The sequence below is a fragment of the Nannocystis pusilla genome (genome assembly GCF_026626665.1).
GTDB lineage: Bacteria > Myxococcota_A > Polyangia > Nannocystales > Nannocystaceae > Nannocystis > Nannocystis pusilla.
In genome coordinates, this window is record NZ_JAPNKE010000002.1 from 808911 (window position 1) to 833474 (window position 24564).

The 24564-nt window shown below is 72.6% G+C and carries 15 protein-coding genes and 2 pseudogenes; 10 read left to right on the forward strand and 7 right to left on the reverse strand.

The window, feature by feature from the left end:
* Positions 1-205 precede the first annotated feature (205 nt).
* From OV079_RS03730 to OV079_RS03750, 5 genes and pseudogenes are all read left to right on the forward strand, one after another.
* A pseudogene (locus OV079_RS03730) lies at positions 206-1594 on the forward strand (FAD-binding oxidoreductase); the annotation flags it as partial.
* Between the two features lie 19 nt (positions 1595-1613).
* Entirely contained in the window at positions 1614-2441 is an 828-nt protein-coding gene (locus OV079_RS03735; protein WP_267766267.1) for a hypothetical protein, read from the forward strand.
* Positions 2442-2691: 250 nt separating this feature from the next.
* Positions 2692-5994 (forward strand): beta/gamma crystallin-related protein, encoded by a 3303-nt coding sequence (locus OV079_RS03740; RefSeq protein ID WP_267766268.1) that lies wholly within the window; start codon positions 2692-2694, stop codon positions 5992-5994.
* A 3-nt stretch (positions 5995-5997) separates the two neighbouring features.
* A complete protein-coding gene (locus tag OV079_RS03745; RefSeq protein ID WP_267766269.1) occupies positions 5998-8646 on the forward strand; it encodes an aKG-HExxH-type peptide beta-hydroxylase in 2649 nt (882 codons plus the stop codon).
* Entirely contained in the window at positions 8639-9292 is a 654-nt protein-coding gene (locus tag OV079_RS03750; protein ID WP_267766270.1) for an AAA family ATPase, read from the forward strand. The genes OV079_RS03745 and OV079_RS03750 overlap by 8 nt, the downstream gene beginning before the upstream one ends.
* On the opposite strand, the gene OV079_RS03755 is transcribed toward OV079_RS03750, so the two are convergent.
* Together OV079_RS03755 and OV079_RS57200 are read right to left on the reverse strand one after the other, a co-directional pair.
* Positions 9270-10997, reverse strand: coding sequence for a proprotein convertase P-domain-containing protein (locus OV079_RS03755; RefSeq protein WP_267766272.1), 1728 nt, complete (start codon positions 10995-10997; stop codon positions 9270-9272). The genes OV079_RS03750 and OV079_RS03755 overlap by 23 nt on opposite strands.
* A 526-nt stretch (positions 10998-11523) precedes the next feature.
* Positions 11524-12369, reverse strand: a pseudogene (locus tag OV079_RS57200) (PP2C family protein-serine/threonine phosphatase); the annotation flags it as partial.
* A gap of 24 nt (positions 12370-12393) precedes the next feature.
* Here OV079_RS57200 and OV079_RS57205 point away from each other — a divergent pair.
* Positions 12394-12918 (forward strand): DUF6940 family protein, encoded by a 525-nt coding sequence (locus OV079_RS57205; RefSeq protein WP_420829497.1) that lies wholly within the window; start codon positions 12394-12396, stop codon positions 12916-12918.
* 1063 nt (positions 12919-13981) lie between these two features.
* Here OV079_RS57205 and OV079_RS03765 read toward each other — a convergent pair.
* The 3 genes from OV079_RS03765 to OV079_RS03775 are packed head-to-tail and all read right to left on the reverse strand — an operon-like array spanning position 13982 to position 18455.
* Positions 13982-15211 (reverse strand): RluA family pseudouridine synthase, encoded by a 1230-nt coding sequence (locus OV079_RS03765; protein ID WP_267766275.1) that lies wholly within the window; start codon positions 15209-15211, stop codon positions 13982-13984.
* Positions 15208-16497 carry a molybdopterin molybdotransferase MoeA gene (locus OV079_RS03770; RefSeq protein ID WP_267766277.1) on the reverse strand — a complete coding sequence of 430 codons (1290 nt, stop codon included), beginning with the start codon at positions 16495-16497 and terminating at the stop codon, positions 15208-15210. The genes OV079_RS03765 and OV079_RS03770 overlap by 4 nt, the downstream gene beginning before the upstream one ends.
* Positions 16494-18455, reverse strand: a complete 1962-nt coding sequence (locus OV079_RS03775) for a LysM peptidoglycan-binding domain-containing protein (protein ID WP_267766278.1) — start codon at positions 18453-18455, stop codon at positions 16494-16496. The genes OV079_RS03770 and OV079_RS03775 overlap by 4 nt, the downstream gene beginning before the upstream one ends.
* A gap of 158 nt (positions 18456-18613) precedes the next feature.
* On the opposite strand from OV079_RS03775, the gene OV079_RS03780 reads away from it, so the two are divergent.
* On the forward strand, positions 18614-18844 hold the full coding sequence (locus tag OV079_RS03780) for a Sec-independent protein translocase subunit TatA/TatB (protein WP_267702410.1): 231 nt from the start codon (positions 18614-18616) through the stop codon (positions 18842-18844).
* Between the two features lie 117 nt (positions 18845-18961).
* Here OV079_RS03780 and OV079_RS03785 read toward each other — a convergent pair whose 3' ends face one another.
* The gene (locus OV079_RS03785) at positions 18962-19255 is read right to left on the reverse strand and encodes a hypothetical protein (protein ID WP_267766279.1); all 294 of its coding nucleotides are present in this window, start codon (positions 19253-19255) and stop codon (positions 18962-18964) included.
* A complete protein-coding gene (locus OV079_RS03790; protein WP_267766280.1) occupies positions 19245-20723 on the reverse strand; it encodes a hypothetical protein in 1479 nt (492 codons plus the stop codon). The genes OV079_RS03785 and OV079_RS03790 overlap by 11 nt, the downstream gene beginning before the upstream one ends.
* Before the next feature lie 423 nt (positions 20724-21146).
* On the opposite strand from OV079_RS03790, the gene OV079_RS03795 reads away from it, so the two are divergent.
* The 3 genes from OV079_RS03795 to OV079_RS03805 all read left to right on the forward strand — a co-directional run bounded on the left by OV079_RS03795 (position 21147) and on the right by OV079_RS03805 (position 24430).
* Entirely contained in the window at positions 21147-21995 is an 849-nt protein-coding gene (locus OV079_RS03795) for an ABC transporter permease (RefSeq protein ID WP_267766281.1), read from the forward strand.
* Between the two features lie 259 nt (positions 21996-22254).
* Positions 22255-22917: an ABC transporter permease gene (locus tag OV079_RS55540; protein ID WP_267766282.1), complete on the forward strand. Its 663-nt coding sequence runs from the start codon at positions 22255-22257 to the stop codon at positions 22915-22917.
* 4 nt (positions 22918-22921) lie between these two features.
* On the forward strand, positions 22922-24430 hold the full coding sequence (locus OV079_RS03805) for an ABC transporter permease (RefSeq protein ID WP_267766283.1): 1509 nt from the start codon (positions 22922-22924) through the stop codon (positions 24428-24430).
* Positions 24431-24564 lie beyond the last annotated feature (134 nt).

The window sequence follows — 24564 nt, forward strand, 5'->3', positions numbered from 1 at the left end:
GATGCGTTAGGATGCGGGGTGATGAGCGAGCTGTGGCGAGCGCTGGCAGCCTTTCGCACGATCGTCGGCGAGGCCCACGTGCTGGCGGATCCCCAGGCGCGGCGAACGGCGGCGCGGGCGACGTTCGTGACCACGAACGCGCCGAGCTGCATCGTCCGACCGGGCACGCTCGCGGAGCTGCAGGCGTGCGTGCGCGGCGGCGGCCGCGGGTGTGCCGGTATACCCGAGCAGCCGCGGGCGCAACCTCGGCTACGGCTCACGCGTGCCGACGCGCGACGGGGCGGCCATCCTCGATCTCGCGCGCCTCGACCGGATCGCCGACCTCGATCTCGAGCTCGGCACTGCGGCGATCGAGCCGGGGGTCACGTTCGCGGCGCTGGGCGAGCGGCTGCGCGGATCGGGCTTCACGATCGCGCGCACGGGCGCGCCGCCCGACGCCAGCGTGCTCGCCAACGGCCTCGAGCGCGGGATCGGCCGCGGCCGCCACGGGAGCCGCGCGGATCGCCTGTGCGGCCTCTACGTCGTGCTCGCCGACGGCTCGCTGCTGCGCACCGGCTTCGACCGCGAGCCCGGGGCCCGCTGCCGCGGCCTGTCGCGCGCGGCCGCGGGACCTGGCCTCGAGGGCATGTTCTTGCAGTCGCGCCTCGGGGTGGTCGCGCGCGCGACGCTGTGGCTGACGCCGCGGCCGGCGTGGGCGCGGGCGCTGCGGTTCACGCTGGATCGCCGCGAGCGGCTCGCCGCGGTGATCGACGCGCTGCGCCCGCTCAAGCTGGCCGACGCGCTGCCGCACACGATCTCCCTGTACAACGACCGCCGGCTGCTGACGATCGCCGGGCGCCGCCCCGTATGTCCCGAGGGACAGGCGCTGCCGCAGGCCGCGGTCGATCGCCACAACCCGGCCGGACCGGGCGCGCGCTGGCTCGGGCAGCTCGTCGTCGACGGCGCGAGCGAGGCGATCGGAGCGGCGACCCTCGTGCTGGCGGAGACCTGCCTGAAGGGACATGTCGACGGGCTGGCCGCTCGCGTCCCGCGCGAGTCCGACGCGCTGGCCGGGGAGGACGCGCTGGCGCGCCTGTACTGGCCGGTCGGCGAGCCGCCGGCGCTGCCGGACCCGCTGGCCGACGGCTGCGGCCTGCTGTGGTGCGCGCCGGCGGTGCCGGCCCGCGGCGCGGAGCTGACGGCGACGGTCGCCTGGCTCGAAGAGCAGGTGATCGCCCGCGGCTTCGACCCCGCGATCAGCCTGCAGTGGGCCGAGCCGCGGGTGATCCACGTGGTGCTGGCGCTGCTGTTCGACCGCCGCCGCCCGGGCGAGGACGCGCGCGCTGGCCTGCCACCACGCGGTGCTGCGCGGGCTGGCGGGGCGCGGGCTGCACCCGTACCGCCTGGGCCTGCAGTCGATGCACCTGGCCCGCGGGACAGATGCGGTCCACGCGGCGACGCTGGCGAAGATCCGGCGAGCCCTCGACCCCGCCGACATCTTGGCCCCGGGGCGCTACGACGTCGAGGTGTCCGAAGAGGCAGGTGGAGCGGGCACGGACGAGGTGACCGCAGGGGCAGGGGACGCGGCGCGGGGGAGCGAGAGGTCCGAAGGTGACGCGGTGCGGCCTGGCGGGGTGTCCGAAGGGGCAGGTGACGCGGCCGGCGAGCGTCGTAAAGAGCCCGAGGCGACAGGCGATGCGTTCGCTGCGAGCCCTCGGGCCGACGACGCGACCGCGGAGTCGTCGGCTGCGACGCCGGACGCGCCGCTTCGCTGGCAGTTCGGGCGCGTCGCGCTCACCCCCGCCGAGCTGGCGCTGCAGGCGGAGCTCGGCGAGTCGCTGCGGACGGTGGCCGAGAGCTTGCCGGCGCCGCTGCGCGCGGGGGCGGCTGCGTTCCTCGACGCCGAGGCGCGCGGGCGCGGGCCGGCAGGGGTCCTGCGCAAGTTCCCGCCGCCGCTGTGGGCCTCGCTGCTGCCGCTGCGCGCCGGCTTGTCGGCGATCCTGGCCGGCGAGGCGGGCGTCGGGCAGGCGCTCGCGCTGCTGCTCCACTTGCTCGACGACCACCTGTGCGACGGTCAGCTGGCGTGCGCGCCGGCGCTGCTGCAGCTGCGCACGCGGGCCTGGTCGCGCTTCGAGGCGGCGGTCGCTCTTCTGGCGGCAGGCGACCGCGAGATGGAGGCGTTCGCGGCCGCACAGATCGATCGCCACTTCGCCGCGGTCGAGCGCGCGCGGACCGGTCGCGCTCGAAGCCGCGCTGGCGAATGCGCGCGCCGAGATGGCGACGTGGACGATCGTGCCCGGCCTCTGCGCCTGGCGATTGGGGGGACCCGCCGCGCGCGACCGGATCGTCGGGGTGCTCGAGCGACTGTTCGTGGCCTGGCGGATCGTCGACGACCTCGACGACGTCCGCGACGACGCCCGACGCGGCGCGGCCAACCTCGCGCTCTCGCTGTCGAACGATGATTGCATCGTCATCGACGGGCTCGCGCCGATCGTCGGTGCATTGGCTGCGCGGGCGGTCGACGAACTCGCGCGCGCGGCCGCGGAGGCGGAGGTCGGCGGGTGGCCGCGACTACACGCGCAATTCCTCGCGCTCGCGCGACCGCTCGCGCCCCGCGGGTGAGCGCGGCGACATCCCATCACCTGTCCTTGCGGGCATGTCTCCCGACTGGCGGCTCTGATACGGTCGAGCCCGCTTCGGGCAGGGGGTGTCATGGGTCGCGAGGTCACGGTATTTCAAAATGTAAACTTCGCCGGCAAGAGCCAGGTGCTCACGGTGGGGCGGTACGACGTGAAGCAGCTGGCGATCGGCAACGACGCGCTCAGCTCGCTCAAGGTCCCGGCGGGGATGGAGGCGATCCTTTATGAGAACGCCAAGTTCGGCGGGCGCAAGATCGCGTTCGCGGCCGACACCAGCAACGTCGGCGACTTCAACGACAAGACCTCGAGCATCGAGGTGCGCGAGAAGCCGCCGGCGCGGCTGCCCACCGGCGTCACGCTCTACGTCGACGCGGGCTTCGCCGGCAAGAGCGTGACCCTCGGCGTCGGTCACCACAACCTCGCCGCGCTGGGCGTCGGCGACGACGCGATCTCCTCGGTCAAGGTGCCGCAGGGCTGGCGCGTGACCCTGTTCACCGACGCCGAGGCGCGCGGCTCGTCGGTCTCGTTCGCGGCCGACAGCGCCAACATCGGCCAGCTCAGCGACAAGATCTCGAGCGCGATCGTCGAGCGCGGCGAGGCGTGGGCCGGGGTGGCGCTGTACGAGAACGACCACTTCGGCGGCCGCGAGCAGCGGATCGCGGAGGGCCGCCACGACGCCGCGGCGCTGCAGTTCAAGGGCTCGATCAGCTCGGTGAAGGTGCCGAAGGGGCTGCAGGTGTCGCTCTACGACCAGACGGGCTTCGCCGGCCGCAAGCTGGTGCTGACCACCCACGCGACCACTCTCGGCAGCTTCAACGACAAGACCGCCAGCGTGAAGGTCGAGAAGGTGAGCCTGCCCGAGGCCGCGGGGGCGACGATCTTCGTCGACGTCAACTTCGCCGGCAAGAGCCAGGTGCTGGCGCCGGGCCGCTACGAGGCGGCGCAGCTCGGCATCGGCGACGAGGCCCTGAGCTCGGTGAAGGTGCCCAAGGGGATGACCGTGACGCTCTACGAGCACTCCGGCTTCCGCGGGCGCAGCGTGAGCTTTACTGCCGACACCAGCAACGTCGGCGACTTCAACGACAAGACGTCGAGCCTGGTGGTGACGAAGGGGATCGTCGCCACCCCGGTGCCGCCGAAGCCGGAGGCGCCGAAGCCGGTGCCGCCGAAGCCGGACACGCCGGGGCCGCTCGATCCGCAGGCCGACCTCGGCCGGCTCAAGGACCTCGGCGAGGTCTCGTTCGACCTGTTCTCCCTGCCGTTCACCCTGCCGGTCCAGTTCACCGGCACCATCACCGCCTCGGCGTTCGACAAGTCGATCGCCTACGAGGGCGCGGCCTCGATCTCGGCGCCGTTCCGCACGTCGGTGGACCCGCTGGCGATCACGCTCTCCAAGGCCGACCCGATCAGCTACGTGTTCAAGTTCGCCACCCCGAAGGGCCTCGACGATTTGATGCTCAAGGACGTAAGGCCCAATCTGCCGGGCGAGCTGTGGACGATCGTGGACGCGGTGGTGATGCCGTTCGTCGAGGTCTACGCCAACAGCGTGGTCGTCATCGCCGACGACGAGGGCAGCGACGACGACCTCGGCGACTACGTCGACGGCATCACCCTGTTCACGACCGTCAAGGGCGACACGTTCCAGCCGTTCCGCGCGCTGCAGGCGACCTTCCCGGCGCTCGGGCTCGACGCGCGCACCGTGGTGCTGGCGATCGCGTCGCGCCGCGGGGGGCAACTGCTGTTCAAGGTCCAGGCCGAGCTGCTGCTGAACGCGGCGCTCGGGACCCAGGCGGTGGTGTTCCGCAGCCTGGCGGTCGACGTCGATCGCCAGACCGCGAGCGTGGCGGCCGGGCTGACCGCGACGTTCGAGCTCAACATCGGCAACGAGCAGCTCGAGCTGCGCGGCGGGATCGAGGGTGAGATCGGGCAAGGCGGCAAGGTGACGGTGTGGGGCGCGCTCGATGCCGCCGACGGGGCGTGGGAGGACCCGTTCGGCTTCAAGGGCATCACGATCACCGGCTTCGGCGTGCAGCTCAGCGCGACCGCGACGTTCCCGTTCGTGGCGATCGGCGCGCGCGGCGGGATCCACATCGGCGACGGCCTGCTCGGCGGCGAGATCGGTCTGCTCATCGACCCGGGCACCCCGCAGAACTCGATCCTCCGCATCGAGAGCCCGGAGGGCCTCGACATCCCGCGCCTCATCGGCGCGCTGACCAACGACGCGATCGACGCCAGCAAGCTGATCGCCGTCCAGATCAAGGACCTGCTGATCCACATCGCGCCGAACGGCGGCACGAGCGCCGGCAAGACCTACGACCCGGGCCTCGAGCTGGGCGGCAAGGTCGACCTGTGGGGCTGGAAGGCCGAGCTGAAGGGCAAGGTCGACTACGGCAGCGGCGGGGCGCTGAAGGGCAAGCTCGACCCGATCAAGCTGAGCGCCGGCGGGATCGACTTCCTCGCGATCACCGACGTCGCCGGCTCGGGCGGCGCGTCGGTCGACGTCGAGTTCACCGCGTCGCGCCAGGGCGGGTCGATCGACGGCAAGATCGTGCTGGTCGGCGGGCTCTATTCGCAGTCGATCAAGGCCGAAATGTCCACGTCGGGCTTCGCGGTCGACCTGCAGAGCGGCAACATGGGCATCTACGCCCAGGCCAAGCTCAAGCTGAACAGCGGGGTGTTCGACCTGCGCTTCGGGCCGACGATCGGCGTCAACGTCGACATCGCCGGGCGCTCGGTCGGCCTGTCGGTCGGCTGCCAGGTGGCGACGACGATCTCGAAGAGCGCGTTTTCGCAGGGGGTCGGGTTCGCGTTCAAGATCCTCTACGAGAACAAGTCCATCGGCCCGGTGCAGGTGTCGGTGCCGTTCAGGACCGCCGAGGACCTGGCGCAGGAGTTCACCAAGTGGTTCAAGAGCCAGATCCTGGGCCCCGTGCTCGACGTGCTCAAGGCCGCCGGCGACACCGCGTTCAAGTGGGTCAAGGAGTTCGTCACCCCGGTCGCGCAGGAGGCGGCCAAGTTCTTCCAGGACGTCGGCGCCAAGAGCGAGGACATCGCCAAGGGGCTGGTCAACACGTTCGGCACCACCGCCGAGCAGGCGGTCAAGTACCTCAACCTCGGCGCCGACGAGGCGGCCAAGATCCTCAAGAACACGTTCGGCAAGTCGGCCGAGGAGGTCGGCAAGTTCCTCAAGGACGTCGGCGGCTACACCGACAGCGCGGTCAATTCGGCGCTGAGCGGGGCCGGCTACGCCGCGAACGAGGTCGCGGACGTCATGGGCGACATCTTCGGCGGCAGCTGGATCCCGCACGTCGACATCCCCTTGCCGCACGTCGACCACGTCGACGTCCCGGTCATCGGCCACATCGACGACTACTGAGCCATGGGGATCGAAGTCAGACCGCTGGGGGTGCGCTGCAACATCGGTTGCCAGTACTGCTATCAGAACCCCCAGCGCGACGCCGGCAACGTCGCCCGGCGCTACGACGTGGAGGCCATCCTGCGGGTGCTGGAGGCCGATCCGCGGCCGTTCTCGCTGTTCGGCGGCGAGGCGCTGCTGGTCCCGCTGGCCGACCTCGAGCGGCTGTGGGCGTTCGGCCTCGAGCGCCACGGCGGCAACACCGTGCAGACCAACGGGACGCTGGTCGGCGACGACCACGTGGCCGCGTTCAAGCGCTACAAGGTCCGCGTCGGCGTGTCGATCGACGGGCCCGGCGAGCTCAACGACGTCCGCTGGGCCGGCACTCTGGCGCGCACGCGGGAGCTGACCCAAAAGACAGAGGCGGCGATCGCCCGCCTGCTGGCCGAGGGGCTGCCGGTGAGCCTCATCGTCACGCTGCACCGCGGCAACGCGACCGCCGACAAGCTGCCGCGCCTGCACGCGTGGCTGGCGGACCTGGCGGGGCGCGGGCTGCGGGCGGCGCGGCTGCACACCCTCGAGGTCGACGACCCGGCGGTCGGGGCCCGCTACGCCCTCGACGCCGACGAGAACGTGGCGGCGCTGCGCTCGTTCGCGGCGCTCGAGCGCCAGGTGCCGGCGCTGAAGCTGGACGTGTTCACCGACATGCGGCAGATGCTGCGCGGCCGCGACGCGCGGGCCGGCTGCGTGTTCCGGGCCTGCGACAGCTACACGACCGCGGCAGTGAGCGGGGTCGAGGGCGACGGCCAGCGCAGCAACTGCGGCCGCACCAACAAGGACGGGGTCGACTTCACCAAGGCCGACCGCGCCGGCTACGAGCGCTACGTGGCGCTCTACCACACGCCGCAGCGCGACGGCGGGTGCAAGGACTGCCGGTTCTTCCTGATGTGCAAGGGCCACTGCCCGGGCACGGCGATCGCCGGCGACTGGCGCAACCGCAGCGAGCACTGCGAGGTCCACAAGCAGCTGTTCGTCGACGCCGAGCGCGAGCTGCGGGCCGCCGGCGAGCTGCCGCTGTCGCTCCACCCGCTGCGCGCGCGGGTGGAGGCGGCCATGCTGGCGGCCTGGGCTCGCGGCGACAACCCGACGCTCGAGTCGGCGCTGCGCGACGTGGTGTCGGATAGGACATGTGCGAAAGAGCATGTATTTTCGGACATGCCGAGGTTCGCGCGGGTGTCGTGGGTGAGCGACGCGGCCCGGCGGCTGTGGGAGCCGCGGCTCGAGCGGGTCCGCCGCGCGCTGGCCGAGCTGTCGCCGAGCGCGGCGCCGCGGTGCTGCGAAGACGGGGCGCAGCTGCGCGACCCGGTGTGGCGCTGGCGGCCGCCGGCGGGCGAGACGGCGCTGGACTGCGCGCCGCTGCTGTCGCCGCTGCTCGCACGGATGGGAGTGCGGATGCTCGGCCACGTGCCGTGCTCGCCGACCTGCGCGAGCAGCCTGGCCTCGGCGGAGGCCCGGCTCGCGGAGCTGCGGCAGCGCGACGCCGAGGCGGCCGAGTGGTTGCTCGCGGCGCTGGCGTGGCCGATCCGCTGGAGCGCGCTGCACGGGATCGCCGAGGTCAAGACGCCGGTGTTCAAGCTGTGCCACGACAGCGAGGATTCGCCGGGCTGGCACGCGCTCGTGCGCGCGGGCGAGGCGTGGCCCGAGGCGGGCGCGCAGGGGACCCGGCCGCCGTTCCGCGCGCCGCCGCGGCGGCTGGTCAGCGACGCGCCGCGACACCTCCGCGGGCTCGCGCACGCGGACGCGCGCCCGCGGCTGCCGGTGCTGGCGTCGGCGCCGGCCATCGCGTGGGAGCGGCTGGCGGCGCCGCAGGACGACGGCCACGACACCGCGGTGATCGTTCGGCTGGCGGCGGCCCGCTTCCCCGAGCTCGAGCGAGCGCGCGCGCAGGCGCTGGCGGCCGCGGAGGTGCGCGTGTGCGACGGTCGGGTGGCGGTGCGTCACGTCGGCGAGCAGTGCCCGCGGGCGCCGGACTACGAGCACGGGGCGCTCGCCGATCCGGGCCTCGGCGAGGCGCTGCGCCTGCTGGCGCGCTGGCCGGCGGCGGCGCGGCAGCTGCCGCAGATCGTCCACACCATCAGCCCGATGCGCCCGGCGGGGCGGCCGACGGCGCGCTGGCCCGAGCTGCGCGGGTCGGCCAGCACGTCCCAGAGCTCGCAGTTCGGGGTGGTGTGGGTGACGACGCACGACCCGGCGGCCACGGCCCAGGCGCTGGTCCACGAGATGGCCCACAACAAGCTGTTCGCGCTCGGGCTCGAGCTCGAGTCGAGCGCGCGCCTCGTCGTCAACCCGCTCGATCGGCTGTACACGAGCCCCGTTCGCACCGATCGCAAGCGGCCGATGTCGGCGGTGTTCCACGCCCAGTACTCGTTCATGCACGTGACCGCGCTCGACGTCGCCATGCTGGCCGGCGAGGCCGATCCGTCGCTGCGCGATTACCTGGCCGGGCTGCTGCGCCGCAACGTCGAGCGCATGGAGGCCGGGCGGCGCGAGATCGCCGAGCACGTCGAGACCGACGCCGACGGGGCCGTGTTCGTCGCGGCGTTCCTCGAATGGACCGCGCAGGTGCTGGCGGCCGGGCACCGGGCGCTCGCGGAGCACGCGCGCGGTGGTTGAGCGGCCGGGACCGCTGGTGCTGGTCGGGCCGCCGGGCGCGGGCAAGACCTGCTGCGCCGCGCATATGGCCCGAGAGACAGGTCGTGCCGCGATCGAGGTCGACGCGCGGTGGTGGCCGCATCTGCGCGCGCAGCCGGCGATCGCGGCGGTCGAGCCGGCCGAGTGGGTGGTGGACGGCGACGTCTCGCCGGCGCGTCGGCGGGCGTATCTGCAGACGGTGCGGGCCCGCCTGGTGGCGAGCCTCGGCGAGCCCGCGGCCGCGCGGGCGCTCGAGGAGGCCAAGGCGGGGGCGATCGTCGAGATGGTCGAAGGGACAGGTGAGAACGCGATCCTCGACTTCGGCGCCGGGCACTCGATCTACGAGCACCTCGACCTGCGCGCGGCGGTGAAGGCGGCGCTGGCCCGCGCGCGGGTGGTCCTGCTGCTGCCGGCTGGCGACGCGGAAGCGGCGGTGGCGACCCTGGCGGCGCGGCTGAGCGCGCAGGGGCGGCCGATCGCGCCGGCGCGGCTGCGGGGCTACGTGACGCACCCGTCGAACCTCGCGCTGGCCGACGCGACGCTGGACTGCGGCGGCCGGAGCATCGCGGCCGTCGCGGCGGAGGTCGTGGCGCTCGCGGAAGGGCTCAGGGCGTCGGGTCGTACTTGACCCTGTCGACGACCAAAGTGATGCCGTGCAGGGTGCCGCTGTCGCCACCGCCGGCGTCGCCGACGCAGACGCGCCAGGTGCCCTTGGCGGTCAGGCCGAGGAAGTCGTCCAGGTCCATGCCGGGGCCGGCGCCGGGGTTGGGGTGGAACTCGCAGGCGATCGGCGGCTGCTCGTCGACGCACACGATGCCGCTGGTGTCGGGGACGGCGGCGCCGATCTGCTCGGCGTCGGTGGCCCCGCCGTTCTTGAAGGTCAGCGGCGTCGACGGGCTGAGGTTGGCGTTGTCGCCGCAACAGTCGCCCTGGCCGTCGACGCCCTCGACGAGGCCGGGGCGGCTGAGGATGGTGCTGACGGTGCCGTCGGGGCCCTGGAGCTTGATCACGAGGTCGCCGACGAAGGTGTGGTCGGCGGCGACGGTGAGGGTGACGGCGGCGACGAAGTCGATGGCGTCGTCGGGCACGACGAGGACCGCGCAGGCCATGCTGGCGAGGGAGCCGTCGTAGCCGTCGTCGGGGATCGGGGCGGCGAGGTTCGTGGCCTCGACGGTCTCGGTCTTGCTGGCGCCGGGGCACTGGTTCTTGAACTCGGGGGCGAGGATGTCCTCGCACATCGGCCCGAGGACGCCGAGGATCGCGTCCTGGTCGCTCGCGGCGACACCGGCGGTCTCCATGGCGGTGACGAGGTCGGTGACGAGGGCGCCGAAGTCGTTGATGTCGATGCCGACCATGTCGTTGACGTCGACCAGGCCCTCGTGGGCGACGGCCATGGTCTTGCACTCGTTGCCGACGCCGACGCCAGGGTCGATGCCGGGCGGGGCGTCGACCTCGAGGCCGTACCGGGTCGGGCCGTCGATGCCGCCGACCTGGCGCGTGAGACAGGTGTTGAGGCGCTCGAACTCGGCGGCGGCGAAGAAGCCGTTGATGGCGACGTCGAGGGCGACGTTGTCGACGAAGGAGCCGGCCTGGCCGGGCGCGCCGACGAGGCCCTTGATCGCGGGCTTGCGACCGACGCGCTGGTAGACCGTGGCGTCGCTGCCGACGTCCTCGACGATGTCGGGCGCGAGCTCGCCGAGGACGCCGAGGATCGCGGTCTTGTCGTCGTCGCCGAGGTCGGGGTGGGCGCCCTGGTGAGCGTCGAGGGCGGTCGAGAAGTCGAGCGCGAAGTCCATGAAGTCGGCGGTCGAGATCCCGAGGCCGGCGTGCGCGGTCTTCATGTCGAGGCAGTCGTACTCGACGCCGGCGCAGCCGGCGACCTGGCCGAGCTGCTTGATCAGACAGGTCCGCAGGTTGCCGCCGTCGACGTCGTTGTTGAGGAAGTAGCCGTTGACCTTGTCGTCGTTCAGCACGACCGCGAGCGCGCCGTCGACGAGCTCGCCGACGCCGGCCTCGCCGCCGAGCCGATCGCACAGGGCCGAGGGCTCGCTGGTGGTGGTGTCGGTGTCGAGGGTGGTGGTGCCGGTCTCGGCGGTGGTGCCCGTCATCGGCTCGGTCGTCGGCCCGGCGGTGGTCGAGGTCGGCTCGAGCGTGGTCGAGGCGGTCGGCGGGTCGCCGGTGGGCGCGGCCGTGGTCGCGTCGCCGGTGGTCGAGCCGGCGCCGTCGGTGGTCGAGCTCGCGCCCTCGGTCGTCGCGCCGCCGTCGTCGCCGCAGGCAGGCATGAGGACGAGGCCGAGCAAGGCGAGGGTGGCGGGAGTAGGGGCACGACGCATGGTCCCGCCATTTCAGCCGCATCCGCCGGCGATGAGAAGAGGCGTACGCGGCTGCACGCCACGGCCGGGCTCGCTGGAGGCCCCACGAGGCGCGCGCCGACGCGCGGGACGTGAGCTGTCCCTGCGGACATGTCCATACATTGCGTCGCAGCCGTGAGCCGTCGACGAACGCGGTCCGTGGCGAGAGACACGGCTCGGCGAGAGCGGCGGAGGATGAAGCTGGCGAAAGAGACAGGTGGCCGGCGCGGCACCGGCGAACTCGGCTGCAGGTTTGCCGTTGTGCGGGACTTGCGGGCCTCGCGAGGGGGTCCGCGAGATCGATCAGCGGCCGGGAAGCACGGCCATGCGAGCCGTCAGGGCCGGGGGCGCTGTCGAGGATCTCGACGAACAGGGCGGTGATGTTGTCCTTGCCGCCGCAGGCGTTGGCGTGGGCGACGGCGGCCGGAGCCGCGTCGCGGGCGTCGAGCTGGAACAGGTCGGTCAAGGTGTCGGCGCTGTCGAGGTACTCGTGCAGGCCGTCGGAGCAGAGCAGCAAGCGGTCGCCGACCTGCAGCGGGAAGGCGAAGATGTCGACCTCGACGAAGTCGTGCAGGCCGATCGCGCGGGTGATCGAGCTCTTGCGCCCGCGCGCGTGCTCGGGGCTGACGAGGCCCAGCTTGACCTGCATGTTGAGCAAGGTGTGATCCTCGGTGAGCTGGCGGACGTCGTCGCCGCGCGCGAGGTAGACGCGCGAGTCGCCGACCTGGCCGACGATCGCCAGCTCGCCGGCGATGAGGACGACGGAGGCGGTGGTGCTCATGCCCGAGTAGTTGGCGTCGACCTCGGCCATGCCGTGGACCAGATAGCAGGCGTTCTGCAGGGCGCCGCGGATCAGGGCGCCGAGCCGGGCGACGGTGTCGGGCGAGACCCACACCGGCGGGCCCGCCGAGGGCCGCGCATGCACGACGACGCGCCGCGCGAGCCGGGCCTCGTCGGCCGCGACGGCGATGGTCTCCGCCTCGCGCTTGACCCACTCCCAGATGATCTCGACGGTCTCCTGCGCCGCGACCTCGCCGAAGGCGCGGCCGCCGACGCCGTCGCAGACGATGAAGAGGCCGAGCCGCTCGTCGGCGAGGAAGGCGTCCTCGTTGTGGCTCCGCCGCAACCCAGGATCGGTCGCGCCGAAGTGCCGGGTTCGCATGTTCGGAGCATACACCGGCGCGCCGGGGTCACCGAGCTTTCTGAGGCGCAGGCCACGAGCGACGGGGTCGCCGCGCGCGCCAGCCAGCGCCTGTCCGATCGGCCAGCCGGGCGGCGCGCGTGCTACGATCGCGGCGTGACGGATCGCTTCGAGTTCAGGTGCGAGCCCGTGGGCGCCCAGACGCGTCGGCATCGGTTGACTTCAAGCGATACGGCGGTGTCCTGGGCGGCGTTCGCGGCCGGTCTGCGCGCAGATCGTGAGCTGCGGTCGGCGCTCACCGAGGCGCTGGTGGCGAGCCCGTATCCGGCGTTCTTCTGGGAGACGCCGGCGGTGTCGGCGAGGTCGACGGCGCGGCCGTTCGAGATGGTGGTGGTGTCCGCTCCGCACCTGGCCCGCGCAGCGGCGTCGCCGACAGCGTTCTCCGAGCACCTCGAGCCCGACGGCCCCGCGATCCGGACGTTCGCCAACCTCGGCGGCGATGCGACTCTGGTCGTGCCGCGACCGTTGACGGAACCCGCGGTCTACGGCCACCTGGCTGCGTTCCTCCGCGGGGGTCCTGCGGCGCAGATCGATGCGCTGTGGCAGGCGGTAGGCGCGGCGCTGGAGCAGGCGTGGGAGCGCAGCCCGGCGCCGGTGTGGCTGAGCACGTCGGGGAGCGCGGTGCCGTGGCTGCACGTGCGACTCGATGCGCGGCCGAAATACTATGTGTACGGGGCGTATCGGGCGGTGGGCGAGGGATAGAGCGGGAACCGGCTGCGGGCGGCTCTCGGCCAGCAAGAGAGAGGGGGCGCAAGAGCCTGGCGGATGGTTCATGCCGCAAGAGCATGGGCCGCGATGCTCGAGGTTCGATGCAGCAAGGGAGTAGAGCGGGCGCAAGAGCGTAGGTGGTGGTTCGACGCTGCACGCGCGTAGGCTGCGAGGTCCGAAACTGGATGCGGCAAGGGAGCGGGGCGAGCGCGATGGCTCGACGCAGCAAGGAGCCGAGGGAGCGCAAGCGCGTAGGTGGACTCCACGTGAGTCGTCATGCTCGGCGCGATCCAGCAAGAGAGAGAGCGGGCGCAAGAGCGTAGTGGAGGGCTCTGGCAGCGAGAGCCGAGGTGCGGCTCGGTGCAGCAAGGGAGTAGAACGGGCACAGAGGGGTAGGTGATCGCTCGAAGCAGTAAAGGAGTGAAGTGAGCGCAAGCGGGTAGGTGGACGACACGAGGGCTCGACGCAGCAAGGAAGTAGAGCGGGTGCAAGTGGGTAGGGTGCTCACGCAGCGAGAGCATCGGTAGGGGGCTCGCTGCGGCAAGGGTGCGAGAGCGTCGTGGGCGCTCGATGCAACACGAGCGCGGGGGGACGACTCGATGCAGCAAGGAGGTAGTGTGCACGGAAGAACGTCGGGTGAACCGCGAGATCCGCGAGCGACCGAGGCGTTGCGAGTCAGTCTTCGTCGCGCTCGGGCGAGCGCAACAACGTAGGCGTGAACTGCAAGATCCTCGAGCGACCGAGGCGTTGCGAGTCGGTCTTCGTCGCAGCCGCGCAAGAACGTAGGGGCGAACCGCAACATTCTCGAGCGGGCGAAGCGTTGCGAGTTGGTCTTCGTCGCGTTCGGCCGAGCGCAAGAAACGTAGGCGTGAACTGCAACAGTCTCGAGCGACCGAGGCGTTGCGAGTCAGTGTTCGTCGCAGCCGCGCGCAAGAACGTAGGGGCGAAGCGCAAGATCCTCGAGCGACCGGGGCGTTGCGAGTCGGTGTTCGTCGCAGCCGCGCGCAAGAACGTAGGGGCGAAGCGCAAGATCCTCGAGCGACCGGGGCGTTGCGAGTCAGTGTTCGTCGCGCTCGGCCGAGCGCAACAACGTAGGCGTGAACCGCAACAGTCTCGAGTGACCGAGGCGTTGCGGGTCGACGTGCTCAGCCGAGCGCCGCGGCGAACTCGGGCGGCAGGGGGCGGTGACCGGGAGCTCGCCGGCGATCGCGGCCGAGAGGTCGAGGCGCAGCGCGTGCAGGTACAGGCGATCGGCGAGCTCGCCGCCGTAGAGCTCGTCGCCCAGGATGGGCAGGCCGAGCCATGCGAGGTGGACGCGGGCCTGGTGACGCCGGCCGGTCGACAGCTCGAGCGACCACAGGCGCCGCGGACCCGGCGGGCCCTGCGGCTCCACGCGCGTGAGCGCCGGCTGGCCGGTGCGGCGCACGGCCATGCGATCGCGGCCGAGGCCGGGGCCGAGCGGGGCGCGGACCTCGACGGCGTCGGGGCTGACCGGGGCGATCCAGGCGTCGGGCGGCGGCGGCCAGACATGGTCGATCGGACATGTCGTGACGGCCATGTAGCGCTTGCCCACGCGGGCGGCGGCGAAGGCCTCGCGGGCGGCGACGAAGGCGGCGCGGGTGCGGGCGAAGGCGACGACGCCCGAGGTGCCGCGATCGAGCCGGTGGACCGCGCCGCCCTCGCGCGCGTCGAGGCCGGCCGCGGCGCACTCGGGGAAGCGGACGGCGACGCGGTCGGCCAGGGCCGGGGGATCGTCGGGTCGGAGGCGGTGCGTGTGCAGGCCGGCCGGCTTGACGACGTAGACGAACGCGTCGGTGGCGACGAGCAGCTCGGGGCCGGGAGCGGCGACCGCGGGCGCGGCCGAGACCGCCAGCTCGAGGCGCTCGCCGGCGCGGACGCGGTGCGACGGAGGGGCGCGCCGGCCGTCGACGGTGAGGCGGCCGGCCAGCGCGAGCTCCCGCGCGACCCGCCGCGACACGCCGGCGATGCGCCGGCCGAGGACGACGTCGGCCCGAGCACCCTCGTCCTCGGGGTCGGCGACGCAGGCGAGCCGGGTGGTGTCGGGCGGGTGAGGGTCGGGGAGAGCGGGGGCGGCGGGAGGAGCCCCAGGGAGGACGGGAGCGGCAGCGGCGTCGGGGACGCGGGGAGCGGCAGCAGCGTCCGGGACGCGGGGAGCGGCAGCAGCGTCCGGGCGGAGCGCCCTGGGTTCGGCCGGGTCTTCAGGACATGTCTCCTCGGACCTGTCTGAAGCGACATGGTCTTTGGAGCCTGTCCTGGAGCGCGTCATTCGCTCCCCGGGTCGGTGAGGACCAGGGCGTCGGCCTCGGCGCCGGCCGGCAGACCGGGGCCGGGCGGGACGAGGATGAGGAGGTCGCAGCCGCGCAGAGAGGTGAGCGCGCCGGAGACCTGGCTCGGCAGCGGCTCGGCGCGGCCGTCGACCAGGCGGGCGCGGACGCAGTGGGTGCGGCGCCCGGCGCCCTCGGCGGGGGCGGCGAGGACGACCCGCCGGCGCGGTCGCTCGACCTGGGCGTGACCGGCCAGGCGGCGCAGGGCGGGCCGCGCGAACAGCTCGAAGCCGACGTAGGTGCTGGCGGGGTTGCCGGGCAGGGCGAACACCCGCGCGTCGCCGAGGCGGGCGAACGCCAGCGGCCGGCCGGGGCGCAGGCGGACGCGGCGGAAGAGTGGCTCGGCCCCGAGCGCGAGCAGGGCCGGCCACACGAGGTCGTGGTCGCCGACGGAGATCCCGCCGCTGACGAGGACGACGTCGGCGCCGGCGGCCGCGTCGGCGAGGGCCCGCCGCAGCGCCTCCGGCTCGTCGCCGACGCGCCCGAGGTCGCGCACTTCGGCGCCGGCGGCCTCGGCCTGGAGGGCCAGCATGAGGCCGTTGCTGCTGACCACCTGGCCATGTCCCGGAGGACAGCCGATGTCGACCAGCTCGTCGCCGGTGCAGAGGACGGCGACCCGCGGGGGCCGGTGGACCAGGACGTCGGCGTGGCCGGCCCCGGCCGCCAGCGCGAGGTCGCCGGGGCGCAGGGCTGTCCCGGGGGACAGGATCTCGACGCCCGCCGCGAGGTCGCTGCCGGCCCGGCGGACGAAGTGCCCGGGTCGGACCGCGCCGGCGCGCGTGAGATCGATCCACAGGCGCTCGCCCTGGCGCCGGACGTCCTCCTGCGCGACGACGGCGTCGGCGCCGGGCGGCAGGACGGCGCCGGTGGAGATCCGCATGGCCTGGCCGGGCCCGACCACGGCGGCGGAGGGGTGGCCGGCGGCGCTCTCGCCGACGACGGCGAGCTCGACCTCGGCTGGCTCAGGGTACAGGTCGGGGCGCCCGCCGGTGCTGGCTGTCCCCGAGGACATGTCTCCGCCTGTCCCTGGGGACAGGTCGGCGGCGCGCACGGCCCAGCCGTCCATGGTGCTGACGTCGGCCCCGGGCATGGCCCAGCGGGCGTGCAGGGCCTCGGCGAGGACGCGGCCGCGGGCGGTCGGCAGCGCCCGGCGCTCGCCCGGCAGGGGAGCGCAGGCGGACAGGACGCGCGCGAGGGCGTCCGCGAGCTCGAGGTCGTCGGCCGTCATCCGGTCTTCTTCTTGCTGCTCTTCTTCGGCGGCGAGGTCTTGTGCTTGCCGCGCTTCGACCAGCCGCGCTTGCCCGGCAGGGAGTTGGTCTCCTCGGTCGAGGGCACGGGGTTGTCGACGGCGGACGCGGCGCTCGGGTCGTCGGCGGTGGCGGCGTAGCGGGTGGCGTCGACGTCCTCGGCGGCGACGTCGGCGCGCAGATCGTCGGGCGCGGGGCCGGCGTTGCCGCGCGGGGCGGGCGCGTCGACGGTGCCGCGGGTCTCGCCCGACTTGACGTAGACGACCAGCAGCTCGCCGGCGGCCGGGGTGTGGCTGCGGTCGATGCCGTTGATGCGCGCCAGGTCGCCGTCGGTGAGGTCGAAGCGCTTGCCGATCTTCTCCAGAGTGTCGCCCTTGCGGGTCTTGTAGCCGCGCCGCACCAGGCCGCGCTGCTTGAGGCCGGCCTCGAGGTGCTCGCGCGAGCCGCGGATCACCAGGTCGACGGCGCTCTGCTCGAGCACGACGATCTTGGCCGCCCTGGCGTCGAAGCCCTTGGGGACGACGACCTGCAGCACCTGGCCCGGCTGCAGCCGGGCCTGCGGGTCGAGGTCGTTCCAGGCGACGATGCTGTCCCACGGGACCGAGAAGGCGTCGGCCAGGCCGCGCGGGGTGGTCGAGCGGGCGACGACGAAGAACACGAGGCGCTGGTCGGCGCCCACCGCGACCTTCGGCGCCGGTACGAGCAACCTGTCCGTGGAGGCAGGTGCGGCGGCGGCCGAGCCGCGCGGGACGAGCAGGACGACCCCGCGCTCGAGCTCGCCGTTGTCCTCGAGGCCGTTGAGCTTGCGCAGCTGGACCTCGGTCGCGCCGTAGCGCTGGGCGATGGCGGCGAGGGTCTCGCCGTAGGCGACGACGTGCTGGATGTGGTCGCCGCCAGCGCCGTCGCGCACGCCGCCGCGCTCCCACGCGGCCAGCTTGGCCTTGGGGATCCGCACCGGATAGCTGCGCCCCGGCGGGGTCCGCTTGCGGATCAGCTGGGCGTTGAGCTCCTCGATCAGCGCCGGGTCCTCGTCGATCGCCTTGGCCACGGCGCTGAGGGCGGTGCCCGGCGGGACGTCGACCTTGACGAAGTGGAGCGGCGGCAAGCTGTCCGAAAGGTCAGGCCCCAGCTTGAACGCGGCCCGGTTGCGGCCGACCAGCGCGGCCGCGAGGATCTTCGGCACGTAGAGGGTGGTGGCGTGCGGCAGGCCGCTCTCGATCTCGCACAGGGCCCAGAAGTTGTTGCTGTTGGCCCGGGCGATCGCGGTCATCGCCAGGCCGTAGCCGCCGTTGAAGGCCGCCAGCGCCATCTCCCACGAGCCGAAGCGGACCCGCAGGTCCTTGAGGTAGGCGGCCGCGGCGTAGGTCGAGCGCTCGATGTCGTGCCGCTCGTCGACCCAGTAGTTCTGCTCGAGGCCGTAGACCTTGCCGGTCGGCTCCATGAACTGCCACAGGCCGGCGGCGCCCACGCGCGAGCGCCGGTGCGGCTGAAAGCCGCTCTCCGCCATGGCGACGAACACCAGATCCTCGGGCACGCCGACCTCCTTGAGGATCGGCCGCAGGACGTGCTCGTAGCGGTTCATGCGCCGCAGCCAGCCGCGCATCAGCGCCTGGCCCTTGGCGTCGTCCTTGAAGAAACGCAAGTATTCGACCAACTTCGCGCCGTAGCGGATCGGCAGCTCGGGCAGGGCGAGCGCGGCGATCCACTTCTCGGGCGCGGTCTTCTCGATCGTCGCGCGCGGTGTGCCGGCCAGCACGCCCCGCTCGAAGCTGGCGAGGTCCTCGCGCGCGGCCGCGTCCGCGTCGACCGCCCGCGAGGCGTGCGTCTCGTGGATCGTGGCGCCGTCAGGCCGTCCACCACGCACCTGGTCGCGACCGCCGCCGGCGACCTCGAGGGGCCCGATCCGTTCGCGCTCGTCGACCGGTGCGCCGTGAGCCACACCCGCAACGGCTAGCCACAGCGCCGTGGCAAGCCCGCCAATCCCCCTCCAGGAGGGCGTATAGGCGGTTTTGCGGCGCCCGCGCAGATCCGGACCTGGTCGCATTCGCATCGCCGCCCACGCTAGCAAAGCGAGGCTCGAAGGACTACCTTTCGGCCATGCTCCTGGGTGTCCTCAGTCCCCTCGAGATCGTCATCATCGTCGCGGTCATCTTGCTCGTGCTCGGCCCGTCCAAGCTGCCCGCGCTGGGATCGAGCATCGGTCAGATGCTGCGAGGGTTCCGCAAGGAGATGAAGGCGATCGAACACGACAAGCAACAAGAGGCCGACCGCCGCGGCGAGATCGACGTCACGCCGAAGGACGAGCCGAAGCACGGCCGCCCGGGCTGAGCGCTCGACCGGCGGCCCACCTCTCCGCCGCCGAGAACGACGCCGAAGTTCAGGAAGCCCGCTCGTTCCGGTCGGAGCGAGCGGGCTTCGTCGTCGACGCCGCGAGGGCGTCGCCCGTCATCCCTTCGAGTTGAGGACGATGACCACCACGACGGCGATGATGACCACCACCACGAGCGCGATGTAGACGACGTTCGAGCTGCCGGTCGGCGGCGGGGTGGTGGCGATCGGCTTCGCCTCCGGCTCGGCCGGCTTGCTGATCGCCTCTTGCCTGGGCGTCGGCAGGTTGGCGTTGGAGGTCGCGGCCTGCTCGACCTTGGCGGGGACGACCGGCTCGGTCGGCGCGGGCGGGTTGCTGGTCGCGGTCTGAGCCGGCGGCGTGTGCGGCGGAATCCGCGGCTCAGGCTGCACGGCGCTGACCTTGGCCTCGGCGACCGCCTCGACGTCGGCGGCCTTGTTGCCGGCCCGCATCGACGAGCCGGAGCTCGGCGCCGCAGCCGTCTCGCCAGCCCGCGGGTCCATGCTCGCGGGCCGCTTCGGCGCCTGGATGATCGTCTTGTTGCCGGCGCGCGCGGGCGGCTCGGCAGCGACGGGCGTCGGCGGCGGCGCCGAGACCGGCGGGGTCGGAGGCGTTTGCACCGACACCGGCGGCGTGGCCGCGGGCGAGGTCGGCGGCGCCTTGGCGGCCGGAGTCTCGACCTCGACCGGACGGGCCGGCGGCGGCGCCTCGACCTTGCGCGGGGTGATGTCGGACTGCGGACCGACGTGGCTGTAGACGCTGAAGTACGCCTCGGCGCTCTCGAAGCCCTGAGCGAACAGCTGCCCGGGTTCGGCGAGCGACGGCTCGTTGGCCGCCTCGAAGTCCAAGATCATGCGGAACTCGCAGTGCGGGCACGCGATCTGGACCAGCGGGGCGATCTGGTCGGCAGGGATGCGGAAGGGACCGGCGCAGGACGGACAGAGGACGAACATTAGAAGTCCAGACCCAGGAGAGAGTGTACTGCTGTTGCAGCCCGGATTTGTCGGCGACCTTGTTGCCTTCGATCTCGCCCTCGCGCTTGCCGCCGGGGACGATCATCGCCTCGACGCCGACGCGCAAGACGCTGAAGATGAATCGGAAGCCGAGGAAGGGGCGGTGCCGGTAGATCATACCCGCATCCTTGAAGACGAACTCGCTCAGCACCGGCGACTTGTCGAGGTACTCGTCCGTCGTCGGCGTGGCGTCGAGCACGCCGGAGCGCGCGAAGATCATCAAACCCTGATAACCGACGTACGGCGTCAGGTTGACGGTCTTGCCGACTCCGAACACGTGCGAGATCGAGATGTCGAACGCGCCCGTGGTCATGTTCATGTCCTCGGCGCCCACCAGGCGCGAGAACATGCCACGCAGCGCGATCGACGGGATCGGCAGGTGGTGGAAGCCCTCGTGGATCGCCACCTTGCCGTAGCCGCTGATCGTCCACATGCGGCTGCCGAACAGGTGCGTCGCACCGGCGCCGACCTCGATGCCCGGCCACAGACCCTTGCGGCCCATGATCTGCAGGGTCGGTGCGACCTTGCCCGGATCACCGCGCGTCGCGTTCTTCCAGAAATTCTGGCCGTTGCTGATCGTGTTGAGGCTGATGTCGGCCGACACGGCGAAGCCCGAAAGACCGAGCGAGTCCGCCGGGTCGACCGGCTTCGGCGCCATCAACACGCCGAGCTCCGAGGCGAGGCTGCGGAAGTCGCCGTCGTTGGCCGAGACCACGCCGCTCGGGTCCATCGTGCCCAACTGGCTGAGCCGCAGGTCGTAAGGTCCCGCCCAAGCCTCCGAAGAGCCGAGAAGCAAACTCAGGCCGAAAGCCGCTAGGGCAAACGAAGAAAGGAACCGTCTGGGCATGCGGGAGCTCCGAGATTCAGCGGTCGGCGCAGCGTAACTTGCGCCAGCGAGGTGTGTCAAGGTTCGCGCCAGGCCACGCTGGGCCGAGGAATACGCCCGATTGTATGTTGCCGTGGGCCGCGCGTGACACGGCCGCCGCAGCCGGTGCTGATTCAACTAAGGATGCCGAGCGCGCCCCGCAGCGGCCCTCGCAGCGGCGCCGAGCCCAGGCGAAGGACCGCGAAATTCACCGCCTCTCCGCCGCTCCGGGGCCCTCGGCTCGTTGACCGCGCAAAGCCCGGCTGCTAGCGTGCCCGGCCTGCAGCCGCCGCACGTACAAGGCCCTCCGCTCGCCCGTGTGCGCCCCCATCCGCCGGGAGATCCGTTCGGGGCGCGGACGCCCGGTCCCACGTCCCCCGCCGCGCCGGACTGCTGAGCCTGTTCGTGCTGTCGTGGGCCTCGCCGCTCGCGCTCGCCGGGCCGCTCGGGTTCGCCGGCGATCTGCCGGAGTGGGCGCCGGCGGTCGGCTACGCCGGCGCGGCGTCGCTGGGCCTGCTCGTGCTGTTCTGGCTGCTGTCCGGCGCCCTCGGCTACGAGCGATCGCTCGGCCTGCGGATCATCCGCGCCGAACGGGTGCCGCGCGGCGCTCGCATGTTGTGCGCGGTGTGCTGGGCGATCGCCGGCGTCGCGCTGCTGCTGCTCAACCTCGGCTACCACAGCCTCGCGCTGGTGATCGCCACCGCCGCGGCCAGCTTCCTCGGCCTGCTGCTGCTGCTGGTCCAGTACTCGTCGATCTTCGGCACCACCAGCATCATCGGGGTGGTCCTGGGGGTCGCGGCGCTGATCGTCGTCCAGTCGGTCGCCACCGGCTTCCAGCACGAGTTCGAACGCCGCGTGCTCGGGGTCTACGCCCACATCAACGTGACGCGCAGCTCGGGCATGGCCGAGTACCGCCGCTTCGAGGCCTACCTGCGCACGCGGCCGGGCGTCACCGGCGCGAGCCCGTTCGTCTACTACGCGATGATGCTGGCGCCCTACGATCCCGAGGGCGGCCGCACCGACGATCTCCGGCTCGCCAGCGTGCTGGTGAAGGGGATCGAGCCGGAGACCGCGGCGGAGGTGATCGACCTGCCGGCCCACCTGCAACGCGGCAGCGGGCGGGCGATCCCGCTCCCGGTCCTGCGCTCCGATTTCGAATTGATGCCGGTGCCCGACCGCGAGTCGGACGAGCTGCCGCCGGCGATCGCGGCCACCCCGACCCCCGCGGCGCGGGCTGGTACGAGCGGGCGATGAGCCACTACGCCGAGGTCCCCGCGGCCAAAAAGCGCATCCCGGGAGAGATCCGCGGCGATCTCCTCGACGACGACGTGTGGCCCGAGGAGCACGCCGCCGGCGAACCCGCGGCCCGCTTCGACGCCAGCGCGCTGCCGACGATCTTCGTCGGCGCGACGCTGGCCCGCGAGCTCGGCCTTCAAGAGGACTCGCTGGTGATGGTGGTCGACCCGGGCTCGTCGTTCGACGCCTCGAGCGAGCCCGAATCCAGTACTACCGCGTGGCCGGGATCTTCCAGGCCGGCTTCCAGGAGTACGACAGCCGCCTGGTGTACGTACACATCAAGGAGCTGCAGCGCTTCAAGTACCGCGGCCGCGACCAGGTCTCCGGCGTCGACCTCCGCCTGCAGCACCCCGACCTCGCGCCCCAGGTCGGCGCGTCGATCCGCGCGGCGCTGCCCGGCCGCGAGTACCAGGTGCTCGAGTGGCAGAACTTGAACGAGAACCTGTTCAAGAGCATCCGCCTGCAGAAGAACATCATCACGGTGATCCTCAGCCTGGTGATCACGGTGGCCACGTTCAACGTGCTGTCGGCGCTGTGGACGATGGTGGTCCGCCGCACCAACGACGTGGCGATCCTGATGTCGATGGGCGCGACCGGGCCGCAGGTGGCGCGGATCTTCCAGGTCACGGGGATGGCGATCGGCCTGTCCGGCGCGGCCGCGGGGGTGCTGTTCGGCCTGGTGCTGTGCTGGCTGGTGTCGCTCTACGGCTACACGCTCGACCCCGAGGTCTACTTCATCGAGGAGCTGCCGGTCGAGTTCAGCCTGGCCCAGATCGGCTGGATCCTCGGGATGACGCTGGCGATCTGCTTCGTCGCCACGCTGCCGCCGTCGCTCCGCGCGGCCAAACTCCGCCCCGTCGAGGGGCTGCGCTACGAGTGAGGCCGTGGCCGTCCGCAGCTCCCGCCGCTGGGCCCTGATCGCGCTGGTGGCCCGTCGCATGCTCCTCCGCGAGGGCCGTCGCGGGCCGGGCAAGACGAGCCGCGCGGTCCTCAGGGTGGCGGTGGTGCTGGCGCTGGCCGGCGCGGCGGCGACGCTGCTCGGGGTCCGGGCCGTCACGCCGCCGCTGGTCGCCGGCGTGGCGTCGCTGGTCGCGGTGGGGCTGCTGTGCGCCCGCCACCTGATGCCCGCGGTGGCGGTGGCGGTGTTCGGCACCGGCCTCGGCTGCGCGGCGCTGATCACGGTGCTCGGGGTGACGTCGGGCTTCGAACGCGAGCTGGTCGGTCGCCTCAGCAAGATCGGCGGCCACGTGACCCTCACCGAGTACGGCCTCGACTTCGACGAGTACCCGCAGGTGGTGGCGCGCTGGGGCCCGGACCCGCGCGTCCTGGCGGCCTCGCCGTTCGCGTTCTCGACGGCGGCGGTGGTGCCGCTGAAACAGAATGGCCCTGAGGACAGGCCCGATGGGGCAGGTCCGCAGGGACATGCGCCCGAGGACATGTCCCAGGAGACTCACACTCGGCCGATCGACCGCAACGCGCCCGTGATCGCGCTGGTCAAGGGCGTGGACCCGGCGCTGGCCGCGGGGCTGCCGGGCACGGCGGCGATGCTCCGCGCCGGCGATCTGACGAAGGTCCGGCCGGGCGACGTGCGCCACGGGCCGGCGATCGCGCTCGGCTCGCGCCTGGCCGAGCGCCTCGGGGTGACGGTCGGCGACTCGGTGCGCCTGGTGGTGCCGGCCGAGCTCGACGGGACGGCGGCGGCGATGATGCGCCCGCCTCGCCACGGCGAGTACGAGGTGGTCGATCTGCTCGACACCGGGGTCGGCGACTACGACGCGTCGCTGGCCCTGGTCCACCTGTCGGCCGCGCAGGCGCTGTTCTTCGCCGAGCGCCGGGTGAGCGGGGTGGAGTTCGCGCTGCAGGAGCCGGACTCGGCGTCGGCGTTCGCCCAGGAGGTGGTGGCGGCCATGGGCGAGGGCTTCCGCGCGACGACGTGGGAGCAACAGGGCGAGGACGTGCTGGCGGGGCTGCGGCAGATCCGCGCGGCGGTGTCGCTGGTCCTCGGCCTGCTCGAGGTGGTGGCGGCGACGGCGTTGCTGGCGAGCCTCTTGTTATTGGTCCGTCGCAAGCGCGAGGAGATCGCGGCGCTGATGAGCCTCGGCGCCGACTCGCGGGCGATCTTCGCCGTCTTCGAGGCGGTCGGGGTGTTCGCGGGTGTGCTCGGGACGCTGATCGGGGTGGGCCTCGGCCTGGCGTTCGGCTGGATGGTGGCGGTGTTCCGCTACCCGCTCGACCCGGAAGTCTATCCGGTCGACCACCTGCCGTTCGCCCTGTCGTGGATCGATCTGGCGGGACCCGCCGCGGCGGCGCTGATCATCTGCGCGCTGGCCAGCGGCCCGGTGGCGCTGGTGGCCTCGCGGCTGCCGCTGCTCGCGGGCCTCGGGCGCGCGTGAGTCGAGCGTGACGCGGTGAGCACGTCGGTCGGGTCTGTCCTTGGAGACAGGTGGATGGCGCGCCGGGAGCGGCTCTTGAGAGCGCGGGTGAATCGTGGCGCGCGGGCGTAGCCGACCTGACCGGCGAGCTCGCT